General features: G+C 67.8%; 22 protein-coding genes. 15 read left to right on the top strand and 7 right to left on the bottom strand.

Annotated features, from left to right (window positions below; all coding sequences use genetic code 11):
* Window positions 1-2 precede the first annotated feature (2 nt).
* The 12 genes from D7252_RS02220 to D7252_RS02165 all read left to right on the top strand — a co-directional run bounded on the left by D7252_RS02220 (window position 3) and on the right by D7252_RS02165 (window position 13,845).
* Window positions 3-1,205: a DUF993 family protein gene (locus D7252_RS02220; RefSeq protein ID WP_120773904.1), complete on the top strand. Its 1,203-nt coding sequence runs from the start codon at window positions 3-5 to the stop codon at window positions 1,203-1,205.
* Complete coding sequence (locus D7252_RS02215) at window positions 1,202-2,083, top strand: sugar phosphate isomerase/epimerase (protein WP_120773903.1); 882 nt, start codon at window positions 1,202-1,204, stop codon at window positions 2,081-2,083. Before D7252_RS02220 ends, D7252_RS02215 begins: the two co-directional genes overlap by 4 nt.
* Before the next feature lie 108 nt (window positions 2,084-2,191).
* Window positions 2,192-6,376 (top strand): PQQ-dependent sugar dehydrogenase, encoded by a 4,185-nt coding sequence (locus D7252_RS02210; protein ID WP_120773902.1) that lies wholly within the window; start codon window positions 2,192-2,194, stop codon window positions 6,374-6,376.
* A gap of 55 nt (window positions 6,377-6,431) precedes the next feature.
* Complete coding sequence (locus D7252_RS02205; RefSeq protein WP_120773901.1) at window positions 6,432-7,055, top strand: DUF1684 domain-containing protein; 624 nt, start codon at window positions 6,432-6,434, stop codon at window positions 7,053-7,055.
* A gap of 187 nt (window positions 7,056-7,242) precedes the next feature.
* Window positions 7,243-8,118 (top strand): arginase family protein, encoded by an 876-nt coding sequence (locus tag D7252_RS02200; RefSeq protein ID WP_120773900.1) that lies wholly within the window; start codon window positions 7,243-7,245, stop codon window positions 8,116-8,118.
* Between the two features lie 115 nt (window positions 8,119-8,233).
* Complete coding sequence (locus tag D7252_RS02195) at window positions 8,234-9,160, top strand: ABC transporter ATP-binding protein (protein ID WP_120773899.1); 927 nt, start codon at window positions 8,234-8,236, stop codon at window positions 9,158-9,160.
* Complete coding sequence (locus D7252_RS02190) at window positions 9,157-10,002, top strand: ABC transporter permease subunit (RefSeq protein WP_120773898.1); 846 nt, start codon at window positions 9,157-9,159, stop codon at window positions 10,000-10,002. The genes D7252_RS02195 and D7252_RS02190 overlap by 4 nt, the downstream gene beginning before the upstream one ends.
* A 20-nt stretch (window positions 10,003-10,022) precedes the next feature.
* Window positions 10,023-11,207, top strand: a complete 1,185-nt coding sequence (locus tag D7252_RS02185) for a sensor histidine kinase (RefSeq protein ID WP_120773897.1) — start codon at window positions 10,023-10,025, stop codon at window positions 11,205-11,207.
* Window positions 11,204-11,875, top strand: a complete 672-nt coding sequence (locus D7252_RS02180; RefSeq protein ID WP_120773896.1) for a response regulator transcription factor — start codon at window positions 11,204-11,206, stop codon at window positions 11,873-11,875. The genes D7252_RS02185 and D7252_RS02180 overlap by 4 nt, the downstream gene beginning before the upstream one ends.
* Window positions 11,876-11,962: 87 nt before the next feature.
* Window positions 11,963-12,646 (top strand): phosphatase PAP2 family protein, encoded by a 684-nt coding sequence (locus tag D7252_RS02175; RefSeq protein WP_120773895.1) that lies wholly within the window; start codon window positions 11,963-11,965, stop codon window positions 12,644-12,646.
* Window positions 12,643-13,452, top strand: coding sequence for a DUF1206 domain-containing protein (locus tag D7252_RS02170; RefSeq protein ID WP_120773894.1), 810 nt, complete (start codon window positions 12,643-12,645; stop codon window positions 13,450-13,452). Before D7252_RS02175 ends, D7252_RS02170 begins: the two co-directional genes overlap by 4 nt.
* A 192-nt stretch (window positions 13,453-13,644) precedes the next feature.
* Entirely contained in the window at window positions 13,645-13,845 is a 201-nt protein-coding gene (locus tag D7252_RS02165) for a hypothetical protein (protein WP_120773893.1), read from the top strand.
* Between the two features lie 4 nt (window positions 13,846-13,849).
* Here the strand turns inward: D7252_RS02165 and D7252_RS02160 are convergent, their stop codons facing one another.
* Together D7252_RS02160 and D7252_RS02155 are read right to left on the bottom strand one after the other, a co-directional pair.
* Window positions 13,850-14,167, bottom strand: a complete 318-nt coding sequence (locus D7252_RS02160; protein ID WP_259461032.1) for an HNH endonuclease — start codon at window positions 14,165-14,167, stop codon at window positions 13,850-13,852.
* Between the two features lie 124 nt (window positions 14,168-14,291).
* On the bottom strand, window positions 14,292-15,143 hold the full coding sequence (locus tag D7252_RS02155) for a MerR family transcriptional regulator (RefSeq protein WP_120773891.1): 852 nt from the start codon (window positions 15,141-15,143) through the stop codon (window positions 14,292-14,294).
* Window positions 15,144-15,266: 123 nt separating this feature from the next.
* Here D7252_RS02155 and D7252_RS02150 point away from each other — a divergent pair, with 123 nt between their 5' ends.
* A complete protein-coding gene (locus tag D7252_RS02150) occupies window positions 15,267-15,635 on the top strand; it encodes a hypothetical protein (protein ID WP_120773890.1) in 369 nt (122 codons plus the stop codon).
* A gap of 21 nt (window positions 15,636-15,656) precedes the next feature.
* Here the strand turns inward: D7252_RS02150 and D7252_RS02145 are convergent, their stop codons facing one another.
* Complete coding sequence (locus D7252_RS02145) at window positions 15,657-16,484, bottom strand: zinc-ribbon domain-containing protein (RefSeq protein ID WP_120773889.1); 828 nt, start codon at window positions 16,482-16,484, stop codon at window positions 15,657-15,659.
* Between the two features lie 43 nt (window positions 16,485-16,527).
* Window positions 16,528-17,430, bottom strand: a complete 903-nt coding sequence (locus tag D7252_RS02140; protein ID WP_120773888.1) for a dihydrodipicolinate synthase family protein — start codon at window positions 17,428-17,430, stop codon at window positions 16,528-16,530.
* 137 nt (window positions 17,431-17,567) lie between these two features.
* Here D7252_RS02140 and D7252_RS02135 point away from each other — a divergent pair, with 137 nt between their 5' ends.
* Window positions 17,568-18,371 carry an inositol monophosphatase family protein gene (locus D7252_RS02135; protein WP_120773887.1) on the top strand — a complete coding sequence of 268 codons (804 nt, stop codon included), beginning with the start codon at window positions 17,568-17,570 and terminating at the stop codon, window positions 18,369-18,371.
* Window positions 18,372-18,765: 394 nt separating this feature from the next.
* Here the strand turns inward: D7252_RS02135 and D7252_RS02125 are convergent, their stop codons facing one another.
* From D7252_RS02125 to D7252_RS02115, 3 genes are all read right to left on the bottom strand, one after another.
* Window positions 18,766-19,383: a GyrI-like domain-containing protein gene (locus D7252_RS02125; RefSeq protein WP_120773885.1), complete on the bottom strand. Its 618-nt coding sequence runs from the start codon at window positions 19,381-19,383 to the stop codon at window positions 18,766-18,768.
* Window positions 19,384-19,489: 106 nt separating this feature from the next.
* Entirely contained in the window at window positions 19,490-19,759 is a 270-nt protein-coding gene (locus D7252_RS02120) for a hypothetical protein (RefSeq protein ID WP_183055141.1), read from the bottom strand.
* Window positions 19,760-19,770: 11 nt separating this feature from the next.
* Complete coding sequence (locus D7252_RS02115) at window positions 19,771-20,724, bottom strand: NAD(P)-dependent oxidoreductase (RefSeq protein ID WP_120773883.1); 954 nt, start codon at window positions 20,722-20,724, stop codon at window positions 19,771-19,773.
* Between the two features lie 86 nt (window positions 20,725-20,810).
* Between D7252_RS02115 and sigJ the strand changes: the two genes are divergently transcribed.
* Window positions 20,811-21,716: an RNA polymerase sigma factor SigJ gene (gene sigJ / locus D7252_RS02110; RefSeq protein WP_120773882.1), complete on the top strand. Its 906-nt coding sequence runs from the start codon at window positions 20,811-20,813 to the stop codon at window positions 21,714-21,716.
* Window positions 21,717-21,752 lie beyond the last annotated feature (36 nt).

Below are 21,752 nucleotides of genomic sequence, written 5' to 3'. Positions count from 1 at the left end.
GAATGGCTCGCCTCACGCTGCTCGCTTCGGATGGCTTGACCACCGAGGCAGAACTCGCCGATGCCCCGGAGTACACCAGACCCGCGGGCGCGCTGCGCAGTCGCGTCGCGTATGCCGCCGCCCACGTCGTCCCCCAGGTGCACGCGGACAACACCCCGGGGCGTCCGGCCGACGTGGACTGGGATGCGACTCTCGCCTTCCGTCGCCATGCGTACTCCTGGGGTCTCGGCGTCGCGGATGCGATGGACACGGCACAGCGCAACATGGGGCTGGACGCGGTGGCCACGCGCGAACTGATCTCGCGCTCCGCGAAGGTCGCGCAGGAAGAAGGCGGATCAGTCGTCGTCGGAGTGAACACCGACCACGTCGACGACGAGCGGATATCCCTCGACGAGGTGATCGACGCCTACAAGTCGCAGCTGCACTTCACCGAGGAGCAGGGCGCGGGTCCCGTCCTCATGGCATCACGGCACCTGGCGCGGGTGGCGGAGTCGGCGGATGACTACCGCCGGGTGTACCGCGAGGTCCTGGACGCTGCGACGACTCCGGTCGTCCTCCACTGGCTCGGCACCGCGTTCGATCCGGCGCTCGCAGGATACTTCGGCTCCGTCGATTGGCGTGCCGCATCCGATGTGCTGCTCGAGATCATCGAAGAGCACCCCGACAAGGTCGCGGGCGTGAAGATGAGCCTGCTGGATGCGGCATCCGAGGTGGCGGTGCGCGACCGGCTGCCCGACACCGTGCGGATGTTCACCGGCGACGACTTCAACTACGTCGGCCTCATCGGTGGGGCCGACGTTCCCGAGGCGCAGCAGCCCACGAGCGAATCCGCCGCGCCGCGCCGCCACTCCGATGCCCTGCTCGGCGCGTTCGCGGCACTCACCACCGCCGCTTCGGCGGCGATCCAGGCGCTGGACACCGACGACGCCGACCGGTACCTGGAGATCCTCGGCCCCACCGAGGAGCTGAGTCGGCAGATCTTCGCCGCCCCGACGTTCTACTACAAGACCGGTGTCGCGTTCATGTCGTGGCTGAACGGGCACCAGCCGGCCTTCCAGATGGTCGGCGGCCTCCACTCCGCGCGCAGCCTCCCGCACCTCTCCCGCATCGTCGAGCTCGCCAACTCCGCCCGGGCACTGGAGCAGCCGGACCTCGCCGCGGAACGCTGGCATGGCATGCTCCGTCTGAACGGGGTGTCGGCATGAACGCCCCCGATCCTCGGCTCTCGATCAATCAGGCCACGATCAAGCACGCCGACCTCCGCACCGCGCTGGACGCCACACGACGCGTCGGCGTGCAGGCGATCGGGCTCTGGCGTGAACCCGTGAACGCGGTGGGACTGTCAACGGCGGCATCGATGTTGAGCGACTCCGGACTGCGCTTCACCACGCATTGCCGCGGCGGCTTCTTCACCGCCGCAGAGGGCAGCATCCGCCGCACGTCGATCGACGACAACCGCGTGGCGATCGATGAGACCGCCGCGCTCGCCGAGGCGGGTGCGGCCGGTTCCACGGCCGTTCTCGTCCTCGTCGCCGGAGGGCTTCCCGAGGGCTCACGAGACATCGCCGGCGCGCGCGAGCGGGTTCGCGACGCGATCGGTGAGCTGGCGCCCCACGCGGCCGCATCCGGCGTGACACTGGCGATCGAGCCGCTGCATCCGATGTTCGCGAGCGATCGCTGCGTGGTCTCGACACTGGGACAGGCGCTCGACATCGCCGGCGACTTCGATGCGGAGGTGGTGGGCGCCGCGGTGGACACCTTCCACATCTTCTGGGATCCGGATGTGCTCGCACAGATCGCTCGCGCGGGCCGCGAAGGGCGAATCGCGACCTACCAGGTCTGCGACTGGAAGACGCCGCTCCCTGCGGACGTGCTGCTGAGTCGGCACTACCCGGGCGACGGGGTCATCGACTTCCGCAGTCTGACGGAAGCGGTCATCGCCACCGGATACGACCGTGACATCGAGGTCGAGATCTTCAACGCGGACATCTGGGCCGGCGACCCGGAGACCGTCGTCCGGCGGACAGCGGATGCGTTCGGCGAGAGCGTCTCGCCCTTCCTCGGCGCCTCCGGCGGCGGGTGACCCGACCCGACACCGCCCCCTCGCTCGCCCCGCTGCAGTGCCGCCCCGGGGAGATGGCAGGACCCATCGGCACGACAACCGCACGACGATGACGTTGAGAGGTTTCTGATGCACGACAAGACCACGCGATCCACGAGCTCGAACGGCCGATCCGCCCCACCCCCTCAGGGATTCGGTGTGCGGCGCAGTATCGCGGCGGTGGCCACGATGGCCATCGCCGGGGCACTGCTCGCCGCTGCGCCCGCGGCGGCGGCGGAACCCTTCACCGAGGTGATCGATTTCGAACAGTACGAGCGCATCGCTCTCCACGGACAGGACGGCTGGACGTCGTCCGCCGCGCCCAAGGTGATCGCCGACCCGCTGAACGGGAACAATCAGGTCGTCGAATCCGTCGGAGGCGGGCAGCAGTCGTATCGTGCGATCCCGGCCATCGCCGAGGGCGACACCGGCACGCTCTTCTTCCGGTTCCTGCGCACCGGCAGCGTGGACACCTCCTTCGGGCTCACTGACGTGGACGCGCCGAATGACTACGTCAACAGCCGTGCCTACGTGAACAACCAGAACGACGACGTATTGCGTGTCCGTGACGCGGGCGCTTTCAAGCCGGCCGGCGTGTGGTCGCGAGACGCGTGGCAGTGCGTCTGGATCGTCGCCGACAACGCGGCGGACAAGGTGTCGGTGTACAGCCAGGGCGGACCCTATGAGGAGATCACCCGGCTTCCCGAAGGCACCGAGCAGCAGTTCGGCTTCCGCCAGGCGGTGAACGGAGCGCTCGACCGCTTCTTCTGGAAGAACGGTGCCTCCAGCGCCGGGCGCTTGCTGCTCGACGACGTCGCCGTCGACAACACCGGCGAGAACCTCGCGATCGCCACCGGCAACCCGGGTGACTGCGCTCCGGGCGGGACGGCGAACGAACCGCTCCTCAACCCGCTGCCCGACCCCGCTCTCGCGGACCTCGGCATCGAGGTGACCGAGCTCGCACAGCTTCCGAAGTCGACGACCACACCGGCGACACAGGATCAGCGTCTCGTGCGCCACAACCGGATCACCCATCTCGACGAGGTTCCGGACGGCTCGGGGCGACTGATGGTCCCCGACAACAACGACATCCTCTATCTCGTCGACAAGGAGTCCGGTGCGCATGTGCCGTATCTCAACGTCCGGAACGAATTCATCGACAACTTCCACAACAGCGCCGGCTTGGGCACCGGGCTCGGATCGGCCGAGTTCCACCCGGACTTCGCCGACAACGGGTTGTTCTACACCGTGCACACCGAGGGTGGCACCGCACTGACCGAGGACACCCCCGACTTCCCGGCCTTCGGCAACACGGCGTTCCACAGCGTCATCACCGAATGGAAGGCGGATGACCCCGCGGCCGAGACGTTCGCCGGCACGCAGCGTGAGCTGATGCGGATCCCGTTCGCCGGCCGAGTGCACACGGTGCAGCAGATCGCGTTCAACCCCACGGTGTCTTCGGGCGATGCCGACTACGGCAACCTGTACGTGCTCGTCGGTGACGGCGGGAACGGTGTCGGCAACGGCAACCCGCAGGACCTGGCCACTCCGCAGGGCAAGATCCTGCGAGTGAACCCCACCGGCGACGACAGCGCGAACGGCGAGTACGGCGTGCCCGCCGACAATCCGTTCGTGGAGGAGGCCGACGCCCTGCCGGAGATCTACGCCGTCGGCATGCGCGACCCGCACCGCATCAGTTGGGACCCCGCGGGCGACCACACGATGTACATGGCCCACATCGGCGAGTGGCAGGTCGAATCCGTCTACGCCGTCGAACCGGGGGACAACTTCGGCTGGTCGGTGCGGGAGGGCTCGTTCCTCGCCGACAACCGGCAGATCTTCCCGCTCCCGGCGGACGACGCCGAGAACGGCTTCACGTATCCGGTGGCGGCATACGACCACAATCGCGATCCTGGGCAGACCGGCGATGCCGGCGTCGCCGTGAACGGCGGGTTCGTCTACCGCGGCGACATCGCGGAGCTGCAGGGGCGTTACCTCTTCACCGATCTGGTGCGTGGATGGGTGCTGTCGACCCAGGCCGATGAGATGGTGCGAAACGACGGCGACATCGACGACCTCGCCACCATCCAACAGCTCCGGGTGTTCCATGACGGTGTGGAGACGACGTTCCAGGATCTCGTCGGAGACAAGCGCGTCGATCTGCGGTTCGGGTCGGATGCCGACGGCGAGCTCTACCTCGTGTCCAAGGCGAACGGGAAGATCTGGAAGGTCACCGGAGCGCGGAGCGTCGACGAACCGAGCTCACCGTTCGTCCTTCCCGCACTCGCGTCGAACCTCGTCACCCACCATGACTTCGACCACCCGGATGCGGCGAAGCCTTCGATCGAGGTCGATCAGGGGCGATCGGGCACCGACATCTCGCTCGTCAACGGCGGTGTGGAGATGCGGGTGGCCGATCGTGCCTACCCGGGTGCCGGAGAAGCGCTGCAGACGCAGCAGATGAGTCCGCGCACCGCGTCGAACGACGACTGGAAGGCAGGGGTCTACGACGCATCCGGTGTCGACTCTCTCCAGCCGCTCGCCGGCGCGGAGGAGATCTCCGTCATGGGCTGGTTCAAGCCGACCGGCGATCACCCTGCGCTGAACTCCGGAACGGCGAACCCCGACGACCGATACAACGCGATCGGCCTGGCAGGTGTACTCACCGGCACATCCGACGGCCATGCGGTGCGGGCCCTGCTCGAAGTCATCACCGTGAACGGCGAACTCAAGCTCGTCGCTCTCGGGCGACGCGTCGACGGCGCAGGCTCGTGGACCTTCGCTGCGGACCTTCCGTGGGACGAGATCCTGAAGAAAGGGCAATGGGTTCACCTCGCCGCGACCTTCGATTTCGCCAAGGGAGAGATGCGTCTGTTCATGAACGGCGAGGAACTCGAGGGCGACTACACGGCATCCAACCCGTGGGGCGAAGGAGCGACGTCCGACACCGCGCCCGCCGGGATCAAGATCGGCGGAAGCTTCCCGCAGAACACCCGCGAATCCAACCCCTTCAACGGGCGGATGGACGACGTGATGCTGCTCGACAAGGTGCCGACGGCTGAGCAGATCGCCGCACAGTACGCGCTGTACAAGGCCGAGACGCCAGAGCCGCCCACAGCGCCCCCGTGCACGCCGGACGGCACTGTCATCACCGACGTCACGAGCGCCGAGGACTGGGCGCCCCGGACCCCCGCCAAGTGGGACTTCCCGGGTGACGAGGTGGTTCTCACCGAGGCGGGCACGAACCCGAATGACGGCATCCGTCGACCGTTCGAATACGCCGTCCTGACCGACGGGCCGGAACTGGGTTCCTTCGACCTGAAGGGTCAGGTGCGCCTCGACGAGAAAGCGTCGGTGAACAACCGCGACGTCATCATCGTCTTCGGATGGCAGTCCGACACGGAGTACTACTACGCCCACCTCTCGCAGGACAACACGATCTACCCGCACAACGGCATCTTCAAGGTGAACAAGGCCGACCGCGAGCGGATCGACGACCAGTGGGACGGCACTGTCGGCGCACCGCCGGCGGTCACGGACGAGGAATGGCATGACGTCCGTGTCGTGCGGTGCGTCGAGACGGGCGACATCGCCGTCTACGTCGATGGGCTCGATGCGCCACTGATGACCGCGAACGACGACACCTTCGGCACGGGCCGGGTGGGCTTCGGCTCCTTCGACAACTTCGGACGCCTCCGCGACCTGTCGGTCACGGGGGATGCGGCCGATGCGACCGCTCCGGCGGTGACCGTGAAGCCCGGCGCGGAGTTCACGGTCGGTCGAGACGGCGTCTACAGCAGGGTGTCGTTCAAGCTCCACGATGAGGGGAAGATCGCCCGTCTCACGCTGAACGGCGTCGAGAAGGATCTGACGGACAACGTCTGGTCCGACTTGAACGGCGTCGTGCCCGGCACGTTCGGGGCTGTCGCCGGGGCCAACACGCTCATCGTGTACGACGTGGCCGGAAACCCCACCACCGTCCGCTTCACGCTGGACGTCACGGCTCCCACCGCGACGGTGAAGCCCGGCGCCGAGTTCACGGTCGGTGCCGAAGGCGTCTACAGCAAGGTGTCGTTCAAGCTCCACGATGCCGGGAAGATCGACCGCCTCACGCTCAACGGTGTGGCGAAGGATCTCTCGGACAACGCCTGGTCGGATCTCAACGCCGTGACGCCTGGCGCGTTCGGTGCCGTCGCGGGTGAGAACACACTGATCGTGTACGACGTGGCGGGGAACGCCCGCACCGTTCGTTTCACCCTCAAGGCCGCCGGATAGTGCACCGCGGGCATGGGTGCCGCCACGGCGCCCATGCCCGCGTAGCCTGGGGCCCATGACAGACGCCTCCGCACGGATCGCCACGGAGGTCGTCGACTGGCGCCGTCGTGTGTTCGCCCTGTACGACGCGGTGCGTCGTGCGGACGATCCCGAGGAAGCGCACGAGCTCTGGCGCATCGAACGGGATGACCTGATGCTGTGGCACCCGGCGACCCCGCTGCTGGATGCCGATCGAACGCTCTTCGAAGGGCTGCCGATCGCGTCGTATGACGCGCAGTGGCGCTTCGAACTGCCGATACTCCCCGCCGAGCCCGCCGGCTTCGACTTCGAGACGGGGACCGACGGTGTCGTGCCGTTCGAGCGCATCGGCAGAGTCGAGATCCCGGATGCCGGTTCGCTCGACGTCTGGCGCCTGAGGTCCTACGGTGGCGGACTGTTCATCCCGGTGCGCGACACGCTCGCCGGGAAGCCGGACGGCACGTACGGAGGCGGGCGCTATCTGATCGACACGATCAAGGGGGCCGATCTCGGCTCGGATGCCGTGAACGGCACGATCGTGCTCGACTTCAACTTCGCCTACAACCCCTCGTGCGCCTACGATCCGGCGTGGGCGTGCCCGCTCGCTCCGCCGGGAAATGTGCTCCCGGTGGCGGTGCCCGTGGGCGAGCTCTATTCCTGAGTGCACCGCAGCGCCCTGATGTGATGGTGCTCGGGGCGTTTCGTCTCGCTCCGCTCGCTCAACGACCGGTGCTCAGTCGTCGAGCGAGGAGCGCAGCGCCCGCTTTCGGTCGTTGAGCGAGGAGCGCAGCGACGAGACGAAACGCGTCTCCAGACTCGGTCGCCCACGGCCTCGCCTAGAGTATCGCATGCCTGAGCGGTTCTCCTCGGTTCAGCTCCTCTACTCCCCGTACGACTCGGGTCACTACGACCAGCGCATGGGGGCCGGGCCCCGTGCGCTGCGCGCGGCGGGCGCGGCGCCGATGCTGCACAGCCGTGGATTCGTCGTGCAGGAGACGGAGGTCGAGCCCACCTCCTCGTGGCGGTCCGAACTCCGAACCGCATTCGAGCTGCAGCGCGCCCTCGCAGAACAGGTGGCGAACGCCCGGCAGCGTGGCTCACTGCCGCTGGTGCTGGCCGGGAACTGCAACGCGACCGTGGGGGCTCTCGCGGCGTTGACCGCCGAGGGGAAGCGGGTCGGACTCGTCTGGCTCGATGCTCATGGTGACTTCAACACCCCGGATGAGGATGGCACGGGATTCCTCGACGGTCAGGGCCTGGCCATGGCGGTCGGGCGATGTTGGCAGGCCGCAACCGGGCGCATTCCCGGATTCCGGGCGCTTCCGGAAGAGAACGTCATCCACATCGGGGCGCGTGACCTGACGGAGGCGCAGCGTCTGGTGCTGGATGCGTCGCGAGTGTCCGTGCTCTCGGTGGGCGAAGCGACAGAGCCCGACGCGCTGTCGGCCGCCCTGGAGGCCTTGGTGCGACGTGCCGATGTCGTTCATCTTCACGTCGACCTCGACGTCTACGACCCCTCCATCGCCCCCGCGAACGACTACGCAGCGCCCGGCGGATTCTCCGCTGAGGACGTGCGCGAGATCGTCGCTCGGACCGCCAGCGCCGTGCCTGTCGGATCCGCCACGCTGGCCTCCTACGATCCGTCGCTCGACCCGGACGGCACCCTGCGTGAAACCGCCCTCGGGCTGTTGTCGCACATCGCCGAATCCGCACGGCCCGCGTGAGTTAAAGGCGCACCACCGGTACCTGAGTACCGGGTGGTCGGGAAGTGAGTACCGCCGTCCGATGTGCCGGCCGATGGCTCCGTCTTAGCGTGAGTGCCGACGGAAGGGATCTCACATGATCACAGCACGCGCGCTGACCAAGCGCTACAAGGACAAGGTCGCCGTCGAGGGCGTCGACTTCACAGCGAGACCGGGACGCGTGACCGGGTTTCTGGGTCCGAACGGGGCCGGGAAGTCCACGGCCATGAGGATGATCGTCGGCCTGGATCGGCCGTCGTCCGGAGTCGTCGAGGTGAACGGACGTCCGTACGCCGGACATGCCGCACCGCTACGGGAGGTCGGCGTTCTGCTCGATGCGAAGGCCGCACACAAGGGGCGCACCGCCTACAAGCACTTGCAGGCCATCGCGCTGACCCACGGCATCGGCACCGCGCGGGTGCGTGAGGTGATCGGGATGGCCGGCCTCGACGCCGTGGCGGGCAAGCGTGTGGGCGGATTCTCGTTGGGGATGGGACAGCGGCTGGGCATCGCCGCCGCGCTGCTCGGCGACCCCGCGACCGTCATCCTCGACGAGCCGGTGAACGGGCTCGACCCCGAGGGCGTCCTCTGGGTGCGCCAGCTCATGCGTCGGCTGGCGGGCGAGGGCCGCACCGTCCTGCTCTCCTCACACCTGATGAGCGAGATGGCCCAGACCGCCGACGACCTCATCGTGATCGGCAGAGGCAGGATCCTGGCGGACGGACCGATCAGTGAGGTGATCGCGGAAGTGACCGAGTCTGCTGTCCGCGTGCGGACCCATGATCTCGCCGGCCTGACGGCAGCGCTCGCCGCACCGGGAGTCACCGTGGTGCCCCGCACGGACGGGGCCGTCGACGTCACCGGGCTGACGCCAGAACAGGTCGCGAACGCCGCCGCGACGGCGGGGGTCGTCCTCTACGAGGTCGCTTCCCTCTCCGGGAGCCTCGAAGACGCCTACATCGCCCTGACCGCCGGAGCGGTCGAATACCGCTCAACACCCTCACGAACGGGAGTCGACCGATGACCACCCCCACCCTGCAGCGTTCCACGTACGTCCAGGCTGACGACCGGCTGCGCTTCGCCAACGTCGTGCGGTCGGAGTTCGTCAAGCTGATGAGCCTGCGCTCGACCGGCTTCCTGCTCGCCGCCCTGCTCGCTTTCGGTATCGGGGTGAGCCTCCTGTTCGTGTTGACGCTCGAATCCGCCGGCGTCCCCTCGGTGGCCTCCGTCGCCTTCACCCTCGACTCGATCACTCTGGGAACGCTCCTGTTCGGTCAGATCATCGCCGGTGTCCTGGGTGTCCTCGCGATCACCTCGGAGTACTCCTCGGGGACGATCCAACCCACGCTGATCGCCGCCCCGCGCCGAGGCCTCGTTCTCGCGGCGAAAGCAGTGGTGGTCTTCCCGGTGATGGTCGTCACCGCCCTCATCTCGGTGTTCGGCTCCTGGGCCATTACCTATCCGCTGTACTCCGGCTTCGGGATCGAGACCGACCTCGCGGCGCCGGGGTTCGCGTTCGCTCTGGTCGGAGGCGCGATCTATGTTGGACTGTGCGCGGTGTTCGGTCTGGGCGTCGGCGCATTGCTCCGTTCGGCGGTGGGAGGATCGTTGGTCGTGTTCTGTACGACGCTGCTCGGTCCCGTGCTCCTGTCGGTGCTTCCCACCTCCGAGCTCGTCCGCACGGTTCGGCTGTATCTGCTGTCGCATGCCGGCGATTCGATGGTGCGGCTCGGAGACCCGTCGCTCGGCTTCGCGGACGCGACTCAGCAGTACCTCAGCCCGGCCGCCGGGTGGATCACAGCCATGGCGTGGGCGGCTGTCGCGCTCACCGCGGGGCTGATCGCGCTTCGTCGGAGGGACGCCTGAACTCCGGTCGGAAGCGGCGGATGCTGAGCGCGACGGCATCCGGAAGCTATCTCCTCGTGGCCGTCAGCCTGCTCGTGATCTCGGCCGAGCCGCGCTTCGGCACGCCGCTGTGGATCTCCGCGGGGTCGGCAGTCTGCGGTGTGGGCGTCTTGGTCGTGCGCCGTCGGCATCCGAGGGTGGCATTGGCGGCAGCGCTGCTGCTGACGATCTTCTCCCTCGCGGTCGGAACCGGCGCGGAGTCGATCCTCGTCGTGATCACCCTGTATCGCGTCGCTGCGACGAGAACGGCGGTCGGAGCGTGGAGCTGGTTCGGCGCAGCGATGGCGTTCGGAGTGCTGGGGGCAGCGACCTTCACCGCGCGGCTGGCGCGGGGGCCGTCGCTGTGGGGATCCCCGCCGGTGACGCCGAGGGACCCGTTCGTCGACGGGCTGGTGGTGTTCGGCGCGATCGCCGCCGTGCTCCTCATCACCGCCCTGCTCGGGACGAGCGCGGGGCAGCGGCGACGCTCCCTCGACGCACTCGTGGAGCGGGCCGAACAGCTCTCTCGTGAGCGGGAGCAGCTGGCGGAGATCGCCGTCGCACGTGAGCGCGAGCGCATCGCACGGGAGATGCACGACGTGATCGCGCACAGCCTGACCGTGATGATCGCGATCTCCGACGGTGCTCGCGCTGCCGCCGATGAGCGCCCCGACGAAGCGAAGATCGCGATCGCCCGCGTCGCTGAGACAGGTCGGCGCACCCTCGGCGAGGTTCGTCGGTTACTCGGCGCGGTCCGCCAGCCGGATGAGCCGACGGAGCCGTCGCACGCACCGCAGCCGGATGCCACGCAGATCGCCGCACTGGTGGACGGTTTCGCGGCGGCCGGACTGCCGGTGCAGTTCGCCGAGACAGGAACGGCGACGGCCGACCCCGCAGTGGGCATCACCGTCTACCGGATCGTGCAGGAGTCGCTCACCAACGTGCTCCGCCACGCGCAAGGCGTCGATTCCGTCTCGGTCGCACTCGAATGGGCGGAGCACGACGTGACCATTCGCGTCGAAGACGCCGCGGCGTCGGTGTCACGAAATCTCGACCAGCAGGACGCCGGTCGCGGCATCCTCGGTATGAAGGAGCGGGTGGCCATGTTCGACGGATCTCTCGAGATCGGTCCTCGCGAAGGCGGCGGCTGGCGGGTCTGCGCACACCTGCACTGGGAGGACGAATGAGTGCGACAGACAGCATCCGCATTCTTCTCGTCGACGATCAGGAACTCGTCCGCTACGGTCTGCGCCTGGTGCTCGATGCTGCGCCGGGATTGACGGTCGTGGGCGAGGCGGCCGACGGACTGCAGGCGATCGGCGCCGCGCGGCGCCTCCGCCCCGACGTGGTGCTGATGGACGTGCGGATGCCCGTGCTCGACGGGATCGAGGCCACACGGCAGCTGACGGACGTGCTCCCCGACACGCGCGTGCTCGTTCTCACGACCTACGACCTGGACGATGCCGCCTTCGGCGCGCTCGAGGCCGGGGCGGCGGGCTTCCTTCTGAAGGACACCCGCCCGGACGAGCTGATCTCGGCGGTCTTCGCCGTCCACTCGGGAGACGCGGTCGTGTCTCCGCGCATCACGGCGAAGCTGATCGAGATCGCGGGACCGCACTTCGGAGCACGTCGGGAGGACGACGCCGAGGGGGCGCTGTCGATTCTCACTCCGCGTGAGCGCGAGATCTTCGTGCTCATCGGGCGAGGTGAGAGCAACGCGGAGATCGCGGCGGCCCTTCACCTGAGCGAATCAACCGTCAAAGCTCACGTCGGCAGAGTGCTCTCGAAGCTCGACCTCCGAAGCCGCGTCCACGTGGTCATCCGAGCGTACGAGTTGGGGGTCGTCGGCGGGTGAGCGAGATGCCCGCTTCGCCGGTCTCGGCTGGATAGGATCAAGACGGCGAAAGGCGCATCGTGAACCCGAAACGATGGAGTTGACCTCGTGAGCGCGGTCGATGTTCCGAGCGCCCGGGCTCGGTCCGTCGGCCTCCTGATCGGGATCGCCGCCAGCGTCGCTTTCGTGGTTCTCCGTGTCGTCGTCGCGCTCGATGACCACAAGCCGCTCGCGGTCGACATCTGGTGGCACGATCTGATGGATGCCGCCACCGGCGAGATCGGACTGGTCGTCGCCTGGGTGCCCGCCGTCGTCGGCGGCACGATCGGCATGATCATCGTCGGGGCCGTGCTGATCCTGCTGCTCCTGTGGCGCGGACGGCGGTGGGATGCTGCCACCCTCGCGATCGCGATGGTCACCGTCGTGGCGATCGGAGCGACGATGGCTGCGGTGATCGGACGCACGCGCCCCTCGGATTCGCTGGCCGAGAGCGTCGCGACCTCGTTCCCGTCCGGGCACACGGCGGTGGCGACCACGGTCGTCGTCATCCTCGGTCTCGTGCTCCGGCGTTGGTACGTGTGGACGTCGGGGGCGGTGTGGGTCGTCACGATGATGTGGAGCCGCACATACCTTCACGCCCACTGGCTCAGTGACGTGGTGGCGGGGATGCTCGAGGGCATCGCTGTCGCGACGCTCGTCTGGGTCGCTGTCGAAGCAGCGCGCGACCGGCACGCCGCACGCGCTGTCGCCTCTTCCCGCGCATCAACGATCGAAGGGTCCACGACCTCATGAACTCCACTGATTCCGCGAAGTCCACGGCCCGCGCGGCTCAGGACTCCACCGTGTTCCGAACGCTCGCCCGCGTCGGCTACGTCGTTCTCGGCATCCTGCATGTCCTGATCGGGTTCATCGCGATCTCGATCGCCACCGGGGGAGGCGGCAATGCCGACCAGGGTGGTGCGCTGCAGCAGATCCAGCAATCACCGGCGGGCGTCGCGCTGCTGTGGGTCATCGTCCTCGGACTCCTGGCCCTGGCGGTGTGGCAGATCGCCGAGGCGCTGATCGAGCGCAACCCCGACTCGAAGAAGAAGTGGGGGCTCCGGATCAAGTTCATCGGCACGGCCGTCGCCTACCTCGCGATCGCCGGCACCGCCCTGGTGTATGCGCTGGGCGGCCAGTCGCAGTCCTCCGAATCGTCGCAGTCGTTCAGCGCTCAGTTGCTGGCTGCGCCTGCCGGCGTGGCGCTCCTCGTCCTGGTCGGGCTCATCGTCGCCGCGGTCGGCATCGCGTTCATCGTGCGTGGCGTGACCCGGGCCTTCACCAAGCAGCTGCAGCTTCCCGCCGGCGCGGCACGCAAGGGCATCATCGCCCTCGGAATCGCGGGCTACATCGCCAAGGGCATCGCGGTCGCGGTGACCGGCGTGCTCTTCGTCGTCGCCGCATTCACGCACGACCCCGAGAAGGCCGGGGGACTGGATGCAGGGCTTCGCACCCTGGCCGGGCTGCCCTTCGGCGCGTTCATCCTGTGGACCGTCGGCGCCGGACTGGCCCTGTACGGGGCGTACTGCTTCGCCCGCGCGCGCTACGCGAAGATGTGATCGCCGGCGAACGGGTACACCTGTCGGGAGTTTTCACACCTGTAGGCCGGCACGGGGCGTATGTCCCGGCATCCGTGAAAACCCCCGACAAGTGTGCCGTGGTCGGGCTGCGGATGCGGGCCCGAGAACTCCGGGCCGTTGTCCGCCGAACGGCCTACATCCATGCCGGTCGCGAAGAGACAGACTGTAGTCATGAGCGAATCGGAACGGGCGACGACCAGAACGACGACGGACACGCTGTGGCGCGCCATCATCATCTCGATCTTCGTGATCGGGGTGCTTGTCGCGATCGGAATCCCGGTCCTCAACGGGAACTGGCGGTCGGTTTTCGGCGCGGTCCCCGTCTTTGCGTTCGGCATCCTGATCGCTGCGATTCGCTCGATTCGTCGCTGACGGGTCAGCTCGCGAGACCTGGATCGTCTGCCGCGAGGAGCGCCTTCAGAATCGTCGCCTGGCGGATGAGGAAGGTTCGCTCGTCCAACTTCTTCCGGCGAAGCCACGCGGTGACCTCACCGTTGTGTTTGCTCGCATTGCAGGACGCGCAGGCGGGGACCACGTTCGCCAAGGTGTAGCGGCCACCGCGAGAGACGGGCATGATGCAATCGCGCTGCATGGCGACACCCGTCACCTGGCAGTAAGCGCAGCCGCCCCACGCGTCGCGGATGCTCGCCCATTCGTCGGCCGTGAGGTCATTGTCGACACGCGCCAAACGCACTTTCCGGCGCTTGGCGTACCTGGCGCTGGTCGCAGGTGACCTCTTCGCAGGGAACTTGCGACCAGGAGACACATGCTCACCGTAGTGCCTCGCTGCCGCGGCGAGGCACTCCGCGCGCGGGCATTCACCCGTCAGTCGCGACACCGTCCGACGTCGTCCTGACAGGCTGTTGCAGTTCGGTGACCCATTCGGTCTGGGGGCCCTCGGCGTCGAGGTACACCTCCCGGGAAGGCCCGACCGGCTCGCACCCTGCGGCGGCCATCGCCACCATGAACTCGTGCCAGGCGCGGCCGATGCCCGGCATGTCACCCTCGTATCTCCACACCGCGACGCGCTCGGCCCCGGGAAGATCGACGACCTCCCACCCGCCCCCGGGCTGCGGATTCTCGCCGGCGATCCACGAGACGTTGACGCCGAGATCCTCCGTTCCCTCGATCGGTTCGTACCAGAAGATCCCGGGCTCCCTGTAGTCGACGCCCGACTCCTTCAACGCGGCCTCCAGTGGGGGAAGGATGCGATCGATCACCGGTGACACGTTCTCCGGCCCCATACCCGGGGCGGTGCCACGGGCTGCGTAGACCGTTACGGGTTCCAGGGTGCGGAAGATGAGTTCAGACATGGGTGGTTCTCCTTCGAGTGAGGAGAGTCGCGCCGTCACACGCGCGAGCCGTGCTTCATCTGCGGCAAGGGACGCCTCCAGCTCTGCGCGCCGACGCATGAGCACGACGCGAAGAGCGTCGCTCTCGTCGGGGGCGCCGAGGACCTCGGCGGCGTCCTCCAGAGAGCACCCGAGGTCCCGCAACTCGACGATCTGCAACAGCCGTCTGAGTTGCCCGGGCTCGTAACGCCGATACCCGGAATGCTCCTCCACGCGCGCGGGCTTCAGGAGCCCGATCGCGTCATAATGCCGCAGCATCCGCACGCTCACGCGCCCGTGAGCCGCGAACTCTCCGATGTTGTACATGATGGAGACCACGTTTCACCCTGACACAGTGAGAGGGTCAACGGGAGACCCGAGTGCTGGACGAACCGTTCGTGGAGGCAGCATCCTGTGGCGTCGGCTCCGCGTGCACTCAGGTCGCGCGGTTACCCTCGAGTCATGCGCCGACTCGCCCTCGTTCCGATCGTCCTCGTCGCCGGTCTGCTCACCGGATGCTCGCAGGTCGCCCAGATGGCCGGCGATGCGGCCGGGGTGCCGGTGGATGAGGTCTGTGCGACCTTCGACGACGCCTACGGTCAGTACGAGAGCGCGCTCGGCCAGGGAGAGGCGACCGAGGAGCAGGTCAAGTCGGCTCGTGACCAACTCGTCACGACTCTGGACGGCGCCGCCGACGATGTCGGCGGTCAGCTGGGTGACCTCATCCGGTCGGGCTCTCAGCAACTCGCCGGCATCGACGACCTGCAGTCGCCGGAAGCGATCGAGGCGGTCGAGCAGCTCAAGGATTCGGTCTCCACCTTCTGCGGCTGAGGCGACCGACTGACCGCTCGGCTACCGCACATAGGCGTCGACCATCAGCGAGCCTCTGATCTCGCGGAGAGTGTCGACGATGCGGCTCACGCCCTTCGCGCTGACGGCCATCTGCAGGTCGAACGGCCCGAGCAGCTCGAGCGTGCCCGTCCGAACGCGGATGACCTCCCACCCGGCGCTCCGCAGTGCACGGTCTTTGCGGCGGTCTGTCTCCTCGCGCTTGCCGACGTGCTCGAGACCGTGTCGCCCGATGGTGTCGTACTCGATCGCGACTCGCAGCTCCGGGAGCAGGATGTCCGGCCAGACCTCGGTATGGCGGAAGAACGGACGCGCGACTTTGACGGCGTTCACCCCGTTGCTGAAGATCAGCCGGTCGGCCAGCGCCGCGCGCAGTCTCTCTTCTGCCGCAGATGCCGGCTTCGGTGCGCACGCGCTCAAGAACGCGGTGCCTTTCGGGAGATCCGGCGTCTTCGTGCACACCGCGGGTGCGGGCTTCGGCGATCGTCTCGGGATCGCTCGCGCTTCGCCGAGGATCACCGGCTGCGGTCTGGCGAGGCGGGAGCACTCGGGACACCAGGCCGACTGCCGGCGCACACGACCGGGGCGTTCGCGCTGCTCCGTCGGCGTCGCGGCGAACCGATGCCCGACGCTGCATTCCCAGCAGAGCAGCACGTCGGCGGCGAGCGGCACCTGCGAAAGAACCACGCCGTGATTGAGCTCGGGGTGGTACTGGCGGATCAGCTCGGGGTACGCCGCCCACGCCGTGCGGAACGTGCCCACCTCGTAGGGCACGGCGACGCCCCGCGAGAACTGTCTTCTCGCCCACCACTGCTGCACGGGCTCTGGCACACGGCGACGCTAATCGCAGCTGCCGACATTGCTGATGCGGCAGTCAATCGGCGAGAGCGAGTCGATCGATCACGGCAGTCACGTGAGCACGCTGGGCGTCGTCGAGCCCCTGAATCGGCAGCGGCAGGCACCGGTGCGGGGCGAGGCCGAGGTGCTCGGCGATCGCGGCGGCGACGCGCAGGCTGCCGCCGAACTCGGTGAACAGGTCCCACAGCGGGCCCAATCGCTCCGTCTCTGCCACCGCGTCGGAGATGCGTCCCTGCTGCACAGCGCGGGTCAGGCTCACCGCAAGCTCCGGGAGCGTGCCGCCGATGACGGAATACCAGGCGTCGCATCCGGCACTCAGACCGGCCACTGCTGAGGCATCGCCGGACACGCCGATCGTCACGTGCTCGGGAATCACCGCGCGGATGGATGCGACGTGCTCACGAGCATCCGCTGGACTCGCGGGGACTCCGGGAATCTTGATCGACCCGATGCCACGAAGCTCTGCAATGCGGGCGTAGAGCTCGTTCGTGAACGTGAAGTGCGTCGTGCGCGGGTTGTCGTAGACGATCACCGGGAGGTCGGTGTTCTCGGTGACGGTCCGGAACAGCTCGAACACGTCTTCCGGTGTGAGCGGCTGATAGGTCAGGGGCGCGAGGAGCACGCCCGCTGCGCCCGCTCGTTCCGCGGATTCGACGTTCTTCAACACGTGCGACGTCCGCAGGGCACCGACCCCGACGAAGACCGGAACGGACCCGGCGTTGTCCACGGCGAGCCTCGCGACGTGGGCGCGCTCCTCGGCGTCGAGGTATGCGTACGAGCCCGTCGATCCCAGCGCGGTGATCGAGTCGACACCGGCCGACGCGAGCCGACGGACCAGCTTCGTGAACGCGGCGTCATCGATCGCGTCGTCAACGAGCGGGGCGAGGGGAAACGCGCTCAATCCGGTGAACACCGTCATTCGTCGATCCTTCCGAGGCGGGCCGTCTGTCCTCCGGCGACTTTACGCCCCGCACGTCGGGGGGAGAGCCGTCGAAGAAGTCGGACCCACGCCGTCAACCGCCGTTCGCCCGGCACCGACTCGCTACTGTGGGCCGCATGGACATCCGAAGCGCCGCCGACCTCGCTATCAGGCTGGCGCGGGATGCCGGTGAGTTCGCGGTCGCCGAGCGGGAGCAGGCACGAGTCGAGTCGAAAGGCGACGGAACGGACCTGGTCACACATGTCGATCGCGAAGCCGAACGTGGCATCGTCGCCGCCATCGCCGCTCGTTACCCCGATCACTCGATACTCGGGGAAGAAGAAGGCGAACAAGGCGCCGAGCAGTCAGAGTATCGCTGGCTCATAGACCCGTTGGACGGCACCAACAACTACGTCCTCGGACTCGACGTGTACGGCGTCTGCATCACGCTCTGCCATCGCGACGCCCCAGTGATGGCGGTGGTGCACGACTCTCCACGACGGCGCACGTACTGGGCGATCATCGAGGAGGGTGCGTGGCTCTCCAGAGAGGGAGGGCCCGCCCAGCGACTTCTCCTCACCGGGGCGGAAGCGCTCGCGCATACGACTGTCTCGCTCACCCAGGGATACGGCGTGGGTCATGACGACGATCGCCGGAACAGGATGTTTGCCGCGCTCGAGCGGCAGACCAAACGTGTTCTGCGAACCTGGGCGCCCTCGGCCGACTGGGGCCTGCTCGCCACCGGTCGCCTCGGAGCCATCGTCGCCTATCGCAACGCCGCCTGGGACCTGGTGGGAGGCGCACTGATCGCGGCGGAAGCAGGAGCCCGAGTGCACACGGACTCCACCGGCGACCTCGTCATCGTCGGTCACCCGCGCACAGTGGAGGAGATCTTGAACCTGGTGGACACCGCTGGGCAGCGCGACGTCACTCCCGGATAGCCGTCGTCGATCCTTCCGTGGCGGGCCGTCTGTCCTCCGGTGACGTTACGCCCCGCACGTCGAGGGAGAGCCGTCGAAGAAGTCGGACCCAAAGAGACCAGCGGGGTGCGTCGGAGGAGGCGCCGGCCCGGACCTGCGCTCCGTGAAGGAGGTCTTCCAGCAGCGAATCATGGAGCGGCCGCACGACGACGGTCCACACCAGTCGCAGGCGGAGGGGCAGGACCGCCACGATTTCGTGCCGCAGGACCGTGGATGGGCCGTGGGCGTCGATCCAGACCGTGTGCGTGCCCTCGATGCGTCGTGACCCGAGGATGGAGTCGAAGACGAACTCGGTCTTCTCCGGCGTGTGCTCGCTGCAGTGATACCGCACCGGGCCGTGGCGCCCGGCGCGACGTCATGCGGCGGCCACGGGCTGGCGAAGGATCGTCTTCAGCTTCTCCGGCGCAGTCCGGCGGGGATCACTGAGATAGATCTCGTGATGCCTGCCAGTCATCCGAAACGAGTGCGCGGGGATGACCTCGTGGTGCAGCGCATCGAGGACGGGTGCTTCGTCGTCGTACGCACCGATGTGGAGCGTCTGCACCGAGAGGCTCTCATCGAGCGTCTCCAGGCGGATCGCGTCGAGGGCCGGGGCGCCTCCCTTGTGCTCGACGCGCTCCCGCGCGGTTTCGAAGTGCTCCGGCGTGATCCACTCCGGCGTCATGATCATCGCTGTCCAATGCCACTGCGACTTGTCGCGGACGGCGGTGAACGAGTCCATGTCGTCGGCCCACCACAGTGCCTCCAGGGGCATGACGGTGTAGTCGCGGCCGAGGTCGTTCTTGCTGAGGAACTTCAGGCTGTACGCGACGGGATACAGCGTCGCCAGAGCATCCGCATATGCCTGAGACGTGTTCGGGTCACCGTGGCCGTCGATCATCAGGAACTGCATCGCGGGGACGGTGACGACATCGAACCGTCCGCGGGTCGCGCTGTACGTGTCGATCTGTTTCTTGAAGTCGACCTTCTGCATGGTGCTCCCGAATGTACTCCAGTGGTTCCGGTCGCAGTTCTCGCCGTCTCCCCGCGCCCATGAGGGCACAAACTGCGACCGGAACCCGCGGCAAGATGCGCCCGCCTCACATGACGAAACAGAAGCCTGCTGTCGCGATGAGAGCCGCACAGGTGAGGATGCCGAGGTAAGGGATCCAGATGCCGGCGATGAGCCCGGCGACGGCCGCGAACTTCACCGCCGGCATCATCCACCACAGCGGCCGCGGCCAGTTGACCGCCTCGAAGCACCGGGCGATGAACGAAACCGGCCGAAGGCTCAGCATCCCGTCGACCAGCTGGATCAGCGCGAGCACGATCACCGGCCAGACCGGGTCGGGGAGGAGGGCGATCTCCACGGTCACATCCGTCACCGACCCACCGCGACCGGCGAACCCAGGCCCGTGCGGAATCCGTCGCGCCAGGTCGCGTAGTGCGGCTCCCAGGACAGTTGCGTCTTCGCTTTCTGGTTCGACGATCCGCGGGCTGTCGTCATCTGGGCGACCCCGAACTCGCCGATCAGGGCGCGTGCGACCCACGCGGGGACGCGGAGCGGAGGCTTCGCGCCGACGGCCTGAGCCAGGTCAGGCAGCCACTCCGATACGGCGGCGGGTTCGTCGTCGACGATGTTGTAGATGCCGCGCTCGCCGCGGGTCGTCGCGGCGAGGGTGGCGGTGGCGGCGTCATCGACGTGGAGGAACGACCACACCCCCGCGCCGTCTCCGACGATCGGAAGACGGCGCTTGCGGATCGACTCGACGACCTGCCCGCCGTGTCCGATGGCCTGGCCCGGTCCGTAGAACGTCCCGTACCGGAGCGCGATGCCGCCGCCGGCGACCGCGGCCTGCTCGGCATGAGCGACCGCCGCCAGCGTGCGTCGCGATGCCGGTGAGGGGTTCGGTTCGAGAGGATCCTCCTCGGTCTTCACGAGGCTGCCGACGTGCTCGTTGGTCCAACCGGTGTAGCTCTGCACGATGATCCGCTCGGTCCCGACCTCGCCCGCAGCCGAGACGAGCGCATCCGTGGTTCGTGTGCGCAGATCGTTGGTCTCGGCGAAGCCCCGGTCCCAGTGCTTGTAGTCGAGCCCGGTCGAAAGGGAGGTCAACTGGTGGATCACCACGTCGGGGCGGGCGTCGTGCACGGCGTCGCGCACGGCGGTCAGATCGCGACCGTCGAGAACGATGCCGCGTCCGCCCGTGGCATCCACCGTTCGTGCGCGCGCAGCGCTGCGGGAAGTGCCGACGACGTCGTGTCCAGCGCGGACGAACAGGGGAACGAGTCGGGAGCCGATGGCTCCCGTCGCTCCGGCGATGAAGATCTTCATGAGTGTCCTCTTCTCTCTCATCCCCTCCGACGATCGACGCGGTCGAAACGTGACACCGCGGGATCGCGCTGTGCCACCATGAGCCCATGGCGACTCTCGATGTGGCGGCTCCTCACCTTCGCGGATTGATGTTCTCCATCGCGTACCGGATGCTCGGGAGCGTCGTCGAAGCCGAAGACGTCGTGCAGAACGCGTTCCTGCGGATGCATCAGCGGTCGTCGGAGAGCGGCCCGATCGACAACATGGACGCCTACGTGACGACCGTCACCTCCCGGCTCGCGATCGACGCGCTCCGCTCGGCGCGGCGGGTGCGCGAAGTCTACGTCGGACCCTGGCTTCCGGAGCCGCTGCTCGTCGACGACGATGACCCGTCACACCGCTTGGAACACGACGAGGCGCTCTCGGTCGGGGTGCTCACGCTGCTCGAGCGTCTCGGCCCGACGGAACGAGCCGTCTTCGTGCTGCGTTCCGCCTTCGACCTCGACTACACCGAGATCGCCGAGATCGTCGGTAAGACCGACGCCTCCTGCCGACAGCTCATGCGTCGGGCTCGCCAGCGTCTGGACGGAGGGAAACCGCGGTTCGATGCGACGCAGGATGAGCGTGACCGAGTCATGGCGGCCTTCGCCACTGCCCTTCGTTCTGGTGACGTGAACGCCGTCGTCGCCACGCTCGCGCCCGACGTCGTCGCGCTCGGTGACGGCGGCGGACGCGCTCCTGCCATCCGTAAGCCGATCACCGGCGCGGTGAATGTCGCACGGTTCCTTCTCGGTCTCGCCCGCGTCGCCGACGCGCGCGGAGTCACCCTCGAACCGGTGGTGGTCAACGGAGAACACGGACTCATCGCTCGTGACGCCGAAGGCCGGGTGCTCTCCGTCCTCACCGTGCACGTCGAGCCGGGCGCGATCACGATGCTGACGAATCAGCTGAACCCCGACAAGCTCGGCCACCTGGGCGAGGTCGGCGACATGTACGCCCTGCTCGGCGCCTGACGGCTACCCCCGGCCTTTCCGGTCGCAGTTTTCGCC

It is taken from the genome of Microbacterium sp. CGR2 (genome assembly GCF_003626735.1).
GTDB lineage: Bacteria > Actinomycetota > Actinomycetes > Actinomycetales > Microbacteriaceae > Microbacterium.
The sequence above is the reverse complement of the archived record's forward strand: the minus strand, read 5'-3'. Positions and strand labels throughout refer to the sequence as shown.

Coding starts and splice junctions, on each gene's coding strand:
- sigJ (WP_120773882.1), top strand. CDS start 20,811: ATGGCGACTCTCGATGTGGCGGCTCCTCACCTTCGCGGATTGATGTTC.
- D7252_RS02140 (WP_120773888.1), bottom strand. CDS start 17,430: ATGACGGTGTTCACCGGATTGAGCGCGTTTCCCCTCGCCCCGCTCGTT.
- D7252_RS02115 (WP_120773883.1), bottom strand. CDS start 20,724: ATGAAGATCTTCATCGCCGGAGCGACGGGAGCCATCGGCTCCCGACTC.
- D7252_RS02135 (WP_120773887.1), top strand. CDS start 17,568: ATGGACATCCGAAGCGCCGCCGACCTCGCTATCAGGCTGGCGCGGGAT.
- D7252_RS02185 (WP_120773897.1), top strand. CDS start 10,023: ATGCTGAGCGCGACGGCATCCGGAAGCTATCTCCTCGTGGCCGTCAGC.
- D7252_RS02205 (WP_120773901.1), top strand. CDS start 6,432: ATGACAGACGCCTCCGCACGGATCGCCACGGAGGTCGTCGACTGGCGC.
- D7252_RS02220 (WP_120773904.1), top strand. CDS start 3: ATGGCTCGCCTCACGCTGCTCGCTTCGGATGGCTTGACCACCGAGGCA.
- D7252_RS02165 (WP_120773893.1), top strand. CDS start 13,645: ATGAGCGAATCGGAACGGGCGACGACCAGAACGACGACGGACACGCTG.
- D7252_RS02210 (WP_120773902.1), top strand. CDS start 2,192: ATGCACGACAAGACCACGCGATCCACGAGCTCGAACGGCCGATCCGCC.
- D7252_RS02125 (WP_120773885.1), bottom strand. CDS start 19,383: ATGCAGAAGGTCGACTTCAAGAAACAGATCGACACGTACAGCGCGACC.
- D7252_RS02195 (WP_120773899.1), top strand. CDS start 8,234: ATGATCACAGCACGCGCGCTGACCAAGCGCTACAAGGACAAGGTCGCC.
- D7252_RS02190 (WP_120773898.1), top strand. CDS start 9,157: ATGACCACCCCCACCCTGCAGCGTTCCACGTACGTCCAGGCTGACGAC.
- D7252_RS02170 (WP_120773894.1), top strand. CDS start 12,643: ATGAACTCCACTGATTCCGCGAAGTCCACGGCCCGCGCGGCTCAGGAC.
- D7252_RS02215 (WP_120773903.1), top strand. CDS start 1,202: ATGAACGCCCCCGATCCTCGGCTCTCGATCAATCAGGCCACGATCAAG.
- D7252_RS02200 (WP_120773900.1), top strand. CDS start 7,243: ATGCCTGAGCGGTTCTCCTCGGTTCAGCTCCTCTACTCCCCGTACGAC.
- D7252_RS02180 (WP_120773896.1), top strand. CDS start 11,204: ATGAGTGCGACAGACAGCATCCGCATTCTTCTCGTCGACGATCAGGAA.
- D7252_RS02150 (WP_120773890.1), top strand. CDS start 15,267: ATGCGCCGACTCGCCCTCGTTCCGATCGTCCTCGTCGCCGGTCTGCTC.